The sequence below is a fragment of the bacterium genome (assembly GCA_035281585.1).
Classification (GTDB): Bacteria; UBA10199; UBA10199; order DSSB01; family DSSB01; genus DATEDP01.
Map to the genome: position 1 here is coordinate 1 of DATEDP010000006.1, position 7440 is coordinate 7440.

At 58.9% G+C, this 7440-nt stretch carries 6 protein-coding genes, 1 tRNA gene and 1 pseudogene; 1 reads left to right on the forward strand and 7 read right to left on the reverse strand.

Annotation, left to right across the window (positions count from 1 at the left end; genetic code table 11):
• The coding region (locus VJR29_00205; protein HKY61818.1) for a VOC family protein at window positions 1–480 on the reverse strand (480 nt) is incomplete at its 3' end.
• A 130-nt stretch (window positions 481–610) separates the two neighbouring features.
• Here VJR29_00205 and VJR29_00210 point away from each other — a divergent pair.
• Window positions 611–1789, forward strand: a pseudogene (locus tag VJR29_00210) (alpha/beta fold hydrolase).
• A gap of 24 nt (window positions 1790–1813) precedes the next feature.
• Here VJR29_00210 and VJR29_00215 read toward each other — a convergent pair.
• The 6 genes from VJR29_00215 to VJR29_00240 all read right to left on the reverse strand — a co-directional run.
• The gene (locus VJR29_00215; protein ID HKY61819.1) at window positions 1814–4096 is read right to left on the reverse strand and encodes an MFS transporter; all 2283 of its coding nucleotides are present in this window, start codon (window positions 4094–4096) and stop codon (window positions 1814–1816) included.
• Window positions 4097–4352: 256 nt separating this feature from the next.
• The gene (locus tag VJR29_00220; GenBank protein HKY61820.1) at window positions 4353–5645 is read right to left on the reverse strand and encodes a DUF2254 domain-containing protein; all 1293 of its coding nucleotides are present in this window, start codon (window positions 5643–5645) and stop codon (window positions 4353–4355) included.
• Window positions 5646–5850: 205 nt separating this feature from the next.
• Window positions 5851–5924 (reverse strand) — tRNA-Pro (locus VJR29_00225).
• A gap of 66 nt (window positions 5925–5990) precedes the next feature.
• A complete protein-coding gene (locus VJR29_00230; protein ID HKY61821.1) occupies window positions 5991–6542 on the reverse strand; it encodes a hypothetical protein in 552 nt (183 codons plus the stop codon).
• 204 nt (window positions 6543–6746) lie between these two features.
• Window positions 6747–7079 carry a divalent-cation tolerance protein CutA gene (gene cutA, locus VJR29_00235; GenBank protein ID HKY61822.1) on the reverse strand — a complete coding sequence of 111 codons (333 nt, stop codon included), beginning with the start codon at window positions 7077–7079 and terminating at the stop codon, window positions 6747–6749.
• A 19-nt stretch (window positions 7080–7098) separates the two neighbouring features.
• The coding region (locus VJR29_00240) for a histidinol-phosphatase (protein ID HKY61823.1) at window positions 7099–7440 on the reverse strand (342 nt) is incomplete at its 5' end.

Below are 7440 nucleotides of genomic sequence, written 5' to 3' on the forward strand. Positions count from 1 at the left end.
GCGACATGCCGCCTCGATCGCGGCGATGTCGATCTTAGTCATCTCCATCATCGCCTTGAACGCGCGCTCGGCGACGGCCGGATCGGGATCGCTGATCGCTTTCGTCAGGGCGACCGGCGTAATTTGCCAGGACACTCCCCATTTGTCCTTGCACCAGCCGCAGGCGCTTTCCTGGCCGCCGTTGCCGACGATCGCGTTCCAGTAGCGATCGGTCTCGGCTTGGTCGGCGGTGGCGACTTGAAACGAAAACGATTCGTTGTGTTTGAACCCCGGTCCGCCGTTGAGGGCGATGCAGGGAATGCCCATCACGGTAAACTCGACGGTCAACACGTCCCCTTTTTTCCCCGTCGGATAATCGGCCGGTGCCCGGAGCACCGCGCCGACGAAGGAATCGGGAAAGGTCATGGAGTAAAACCGCGTCGCCTCCTCGGCATCGCGGTCGTACCAAACGCAAATCGTATTCTTGGCTGGATTCATCATTTCGTTTCTCCATTGAGTGAGAATTCGTATCCATCGATTTTAACCTTAACAAACCCCAAAAAAGAATCGAGAATGTCAAATAATGGCTTTCATATAAAAGGGGGGCGCCATGGCTGAAATCAATTCCACTGACAGAGATTCCATTCGTCCGTTCCAAGTGAATGTTCCGGAAGAGGAACTTGCCGAATTGCGCAGGCGCATCCATGCGACGCGATGGCCGGAACGGGAAACGGTGGCCGACGGGACCCAAGGGGTTCAGCTCGCAACCATGCAGAAGCTGGCCCGCTATTGGGCGACGGAGTACGATTGGCGCAGGTGCGAGGCCCAGCTCAACGCCAGGCCCCAGTTCATGACCGAGATCGATGGGCTGGACATTCATTTCATTCACGTTCGTTCGAAGCATGACAACGCGATGCCCCTGATCGTCACCCATGGCTGGCCCGGCTCGATCGTCGAGCAGCTGAAGATCATCGATCCACTGACCAACCCAACCGCCCATGGCGCGAGCGCGGCCGACGCTTTCCATCTGGTGATTCCGTCGATGCCGGGCTACGGGTTTTCGGGCAAGCCGACGGCTCCCGGCTGGAATCCCGACCGCATCGCCCGGACTTGGGTCGCGCTGATGAGGCGCCTCGGATACACCAAGTTCGCGGCCCAGGGAGGCGATTGGGGAGCGCTCATTACCGATTTGATGGGTGCCCAAGCCGCTCCGGAGCTGCTCGGCATTCACACCAATATGCCGGGCGCCGTTCCGCCCGATCTCAATAACGGTGCTTTTGTCGGCGCGCCGCCGCCATCCGGTCTCTCGGCCGAGGAAAAACAAGCCTATGATCAGCTTGTCTTTTTCTACGCGAAGGGCTTGGGCTACGCCCAGGAGATGGCCAATCGCCCCCAGACGCTGTACGGCATCGCGGATTCTCCGATAGGCCTGGCCGCTTGGATGATCGACCACGACGCGCGCAGTTACGAGCTGATCGCCCGCACCTTTGACGGGCAGCCCGAAGGCATCACCCGAGACGACGTCCTCGACAACGTCACGCTATTTTGGTTGACGAACACCGGAGTTTCCGCGGCTCGTCTCTATTGGGAGAACAAGCTGGCCTTTCTGGTTCCGAAAAGCGTCGCGGTTCCGGTGGGTGTGAGCGCTTTTCCGGACGAACTCTATCAGGCCCCGCGGAGCTGGGTGGAGCGGGCCTATCCCAAGCTCGTCCACTACAACAAGCCCGAGCATGGCGGGCACTTCGCAGCCTGGGAACAGCCGAAATTTCTATCGGAAGATATCCGGGCGACCTTCCGGTCCTTAAGGTGAGCTTCTGTTGCAGCCAGGATAGCCTCAAACCATGATCTTATTGGGTAGCGGCGCTCCCGGCACCTCCTCGGTCTCCTCCATCTCCTGGTCCCAGAGCAGGCTCTTCTCGAGGCTGAAATCGAGCGCCGAAGCCTCCAGCCGAGCCAAGATGAGGCGGCGCTGCGCCATTTTCAGGCCGGCGATGCCTTCGAACAAAAGCCGGCGACTGCCGGCCGGAAAGCGCAGGATGTGGCGCGCCGCCTCGGCGGCCGACGTCTCGTCGCTGTCCTGCAACAGCTCCAAGAAGCATCCGAGGAAGTCGGGCGCTTTCAGCTTGGCGAGGGCGACGGCGGCGTGCATTCGAAGCCTCCGGTCGGGGGAGTGGAGCAGCCGCGCAAAGATCTCGGCTTGGGAGCGGTCGCCCATTTCGCCGAGAGCGTATATCCCCGAAAGCCGAGCCTTCAAGTCTTGGGATCGGAATAACTCCATGATCGTGTCGCGGGCCCGGTTGCGGGTCCGGGAGAAGCTCGCGAGGGCGACGGCGGCATTGGCCCGAACCCGGTTGTTCATGTCCTCGAGGTAGGGCAGGAGAATGCCCGTCGCCTTGCGGTCCTTCAGCATTCCGATCGATTCCAGCGCGTTGGCCCGCATCCGAGGGTCGGGATCGTTGAGGCTTTCCAGCAGGAAGGGGATCATCTTCTTTCCCACCAGCTTCGTCAGCAGGCGGGTCGCGCTCATCCTCACCTGCAAAGAGACATTCTGCTCCGACTTGAGCAGGCGAAACAGGGTCAGGACGCTTTCGTAGTTCCGATAGCCGCTCAGCGACTCGAGCACCGCGATCTGCAGGCCCTCGTCCTTCACCGAGAACAGGCCCACGATGTCCTCGAAGGCGTCGCGGCTGCGAATCCTGCCCAGGCTAAGCACGATGGTTTTTTTCAGGTCCAGGCTTTGCGCCTCCTTGAGGAGCCGGCATAGCTCGGGGGCCATCTCTTTCTTGTTCGGCTCCCCAAGGGCTTGGATCGCGTTCGAGACGAGGTGGGGCTCCGGCGCATGGAGGAGGTCCCGAAGATAGCGCCGGTAAAGCCGGCGAAAGAACCAGGGGAAGGCCAGAAAGGCCAAAGCCGTGGCGAAAAGGACCGTTTCCAGGGCGAGGCCGGAAGATAGCAAGGGCAAAGCCAGCCCCCAGGCCAGAAGCAGTAAGATCCCAACCGGGCGCCCGGCGCCCTCCACCAGCATTTTGACCCTGCCGCGGGCCGATGGCGGGTAAAGGTTGAAGACCGGCTGCAGCAGCGAAACCGCCGCGAATTCCACGAAGAAAAAGACCATCGCCTCGGCGAAAGCCGCCGAGCCCAGGCCGGGATAAAAGTAGAGAGCCGTGGAACCCGCCAGCAAGAGCGCCGGGATGATGAAGACGACCCGGTCCATGCCGAGGCGACGGGTGAGCCTGGCCGCGAAAAAAAGCTGGTAGCAAAGGACGGCGGCGCTGGCAGCCAGTGTCACCTTGCCGAAGAAGGCCGAGAGCTCGTCGGCGCTCTGCAGCGCGGCGAGGGCCCGCCGGTTATAGAGGTAATCGACGCCGTAGGCGAAGAAGGAATAGGCCACCCAAAAGACCAGCAGGGCGATGCTGAGACCGCGGGGGTGGGAATAGGCGGCGGGCCCCGCCGGCGTCGCGCGGGCCGTTTTCGACTCCGGAGTGGCCTGCGAGCGAACCTTGGGTTGACCCAGGGACAGGACGAGCAGCGGGGAGAGCAACAGCGCCCAGGCCCAGAGCAGCACCAAGTTGGTGGAGCCCCAGGGGGCGGCGAGGGCCGAGGCCAGAAGGCCGCCGAAGAAATCGCCCAGGATTCCGGCGGCGACGAGATAGGGGAACCAGCGCTGGGCCTCGAAGTGATTGAAATGGTCCGAGGCCAGGAGCCAGAACTGCAAGGTGGAAAGGACGAAGACGCCGTAGAGATAGATGCGCAACAGGTAGTAGGTCCAGAGCAGGTCGGGCCGAGCCTGAATCAGCGCCCAGAGCAGGACGAGAAAAAAACCCTCGGCCAGAAGCGAGACGATGAAAAGTCGATTTCGGGGAAATCGGTCGGAAAGAAAATAGAATATTCCCGCCAAGGCGAGCGAGAGCAGGGAGGAGCCGGTGTAGACGTAAAAGAGGGGCTCGGTTCCCGCCCGGGTGATCAGCAGCGCGTTGGCGGCCAGGAAGCCGCAGCCGAAACCGACCCCGAGCAGAAATTGGATCAGGGCGAAGGCGAGGAATTTTCCGGCTTCGGGATGGATGCGCCCCAGCCAGAATCGCAGCTGCCTTCGGGTAGAATCCGCAAAAGCTCGCAAGAAGGACACTCCTCCCTCGGACCCCCTCCTTGGAGCGTGAATCGAGTCGAATCATAACGGCATTCGCCGAATCAAACCAGGCGGGAATCGCCGCTGAAGCCATTTCCTCCCCGGTAATCTTCACTTTGGGTCTAATCCTATTTATTTGTAATTATTTATAAAGCTCTCTGGCTCCAGAGGCGAATTGCCCGAGGCTTGTTTCAAGCCGCACTGGCAGCTCGTGCAGGGATGTTTCGTCCCAATCTCGTCAGCGCCATCACTGGACGCGTTTGCCAGAGTGTGGGGTTCCTCCGCCAAAGCCTTGGAAATCGGGTTCCAAGGCCCGCCTTTGATCCTCCGGTTCCAAAAAGTGTTTTTCCGCCGAGCGGTTAAGAAGCTGCAATTCCTGTTCTAAAGCAACAAGGCGTTCTTGGGTAAGGCGTTTCATCAGATCCTCCAGCATGGCCCTAAGTCGGCGGTTGATCTGGAAACTATCTGCGCCGTACCAACGAATCTCTCGGGTCCCCAAACGGACAAAATCTTCCCAATTCGGCGTTCGAACCAGCATTCTTAATTTACCGGTGTCATCGTATATCCCTTCATCCCGCAATCGACGTTTCCCCAAATAGAAAAGCAATCGCTGGATCTGGTCCAAACCTAAGACGGCCGTGGTCGGGTCATTGATGGCGGGAGAAAGCGCACGAATGGAGATATCGACTATGATCCGAAAGGCGAAGGCAGGATCCTGGGCTATGGTCCGCTCCGAGCCTAAGGCCACGGCGCCCAACAATTTCATTTGAGGGATTTGAGCCGCACCGTCATAGAGATGAAACAGAGGGGATCCCTTGGAAACAAAATCCCCGACTTGGGGGACAAGGGCGATCACCCCATTGTGCTGAATGGCCAGTTTTTTAAGACCTTCCAAGTCGAGTGCCAGGAGGACCCCGGACTTCCCAGAAAATAGGACCTGCTGGTATTCTTTTCCTCGAAGCAGTTGAGTGGAGGGAATCGGCAGCGAAGACCCCTCCAGAAGGCTTGGATAGACCTCTTCAATGACCTTGCGTCCCTCCTCTGCAACCTTGACCAGAATCGAAATGGGCCGAAGGGATTTGGCGATAAAATCGACCAGGTAAAGAAAGGTTCCAATGCCGATGACGCTAAATGCAATCCCCAAAGATACCGGGAGTTGGGGCACCGGTTCCCGGACTCGGCTTAGGATGGCGAGGCAATAAATAAAGGTGAATAGAAAAATTCCCGCCGCCAGCCGCGTCGGCCGTCCAGAAAAGACGCGGGAGATAACCCTTGGCGTCAATTGAGTCGAGGCGATTTGGACCACCAGAAGCAACATCGTAAAAAGGAAGAGGGTAAAGGTCAACATCGCCCCGGACAAGACTCCCAAGATAGCCCGGGCCCCTTCCGCATCATAATTTAAGAGGGCAAAGTTGGTTTCTTTCTCTAATAATCGAGATAAAGGGGCGACAATCATCGCCGAAACCACACCAAGTAAAGGAAAGAACCAAAAGGAGGAGAAAAAAAATTCCTTGATGCGATATCGGGTCAGCCAGTTCATGGGGGGCTCTTTATAAAGACCCAATTTTCGCAGCTTTCAACAAGTTCACAAAGGGAATAATAAATTTCCACAACCGCGTTATCCCAGTCTTCATTTGAATCCTTATTTTTCGGTCCTGGGTTTGGGGCAGTGGTTACGGTGACCCCGGTGATTAAAAAAGCATCGACTCAGTTTTCGGTGAAGTTATACGTGCCTGAAATAAAAATCGGGGCGGCCGGATTCGAACCGGCGACCTCCTGCTCCCAAAGCAGGCGCGCTAGCCAGCTGTGCTACGCCCCGTCGCTGGCTACTATCCACCGTCTCTTCCGATTATTTCAATGGAAAAAGGGGTTTAGCGGGGGGGGCTTATTCTTCCTCTTCGAGGCCGGCGTCGACCATCCGGTCGAAGATCCAGGTGCGAACGCAGGCCAGATGCTCCTCGGCTTCGGCGGCCGCCTGCTGGAACCGCTCGGCCCATTCGTCGTCGCCCGCGATCTCCGCCAGATCGCCGAGGGCTCGCCAAGCTTCGTTGTTGACCAATTCGGCGACCAGCATGAGCTGAAGGCACTGCTCAAAGTCGATCCGGGGATCGTCCAAGGCCGGGGCCAGGCCCATCGAGGAGATGGTGGCGACCTCGACGGTCGGCGCCATCGGATGCGAGCCGGCGCCGACGTCGGATGCGGCTAGTTTGAGCAGCCGCAAATGATCCCGCTTCTGAGCCCGGAGGACTTCGATTTCCTCCAACTCCATCTCGCCCAGTGCTTTCAGCAAGAGGGCCTTGCCATGGAAGGTTTCCCAGAGACGGAAGTTGGATTGTTCGAAGGCCATCTGCTGGCCGATCTTGTTGAGCAGGATTCGGTCGCCCTTGGTCAAAGGGTCGAGGTCCTGAAATTCAGGTTGGGGCCTGTAGAGTCGCAAGGTTTTTGGCTTTTTTACGCGGACTGACTTGGGAAGGGGCGAGGCTTTCTCGGTACCGGCTCGGTTCATGGGAGAACCCCTTTTTAAATAAATGTTTGGATAGGGTGCTTGATTAATAAAGGTAGGGCCGGTGAAGCACCATCGGGGAATCCCTGGTTTTGGACTAGGATTTTCCTGAGCGGGCCTAGGGGCGGGTCCCGCCGCTCAGCCGATGCCGCTTTCGAGCCAGCGCCGGTAAGGGTCGAAGACCTTGACCGCCGGCAAGGCGACGATTTCCGGACATTCGTAGGGATGGAGCTCGCGCAAGCGCGACTCCATTCGATCGTAGGCCCGGGGCAGGGTCTTGATCAACAGCAGCAGCTCTTTCTCGGCGCAGACCTTGCCCTTCCATACATAGTGCGACTCGGCCTCGGGCAGGATGCTGACGCAGGCGGCGAGGCGCTCGCCGACCAAGGCCTTGGCGATGCGGGTGGCGTCGGTCTTTTTGGCGACGGTGCTGAGGACGAATAGCGGCTGGGGATGTTTCAAGGGGATCATAGGCAAAACCCTTCTAAAATCAGTTTTTCTTTAAGAATTCCTTCACCTCTTCGAGCGATCCGGTGTTGAGGACGTCGCCCTTGCTCAGCCAGCCTTTGCGGGCCAGACCGACCCCGATGAAAGTGTCGCTCAGGCCGGCCACGCTGTGGGCGTCGGGATCGATGGCGAATTTCACCCCGGCCTCCTTGGCCCGCTTCAGGTAGCGCCAATCCAAATCCAAGCGATTGGGATGGGAATTGATCTCGATGGCCACCCGGTGCTGGGCCGCGGCCTCGAAGATCTTGTCATAGTCCAGCTCGTAGCCGTCGCGGCCCAGCAGCAGCCGCCCGCTGATATGGCCGACGATGCGGGTATGGGGATC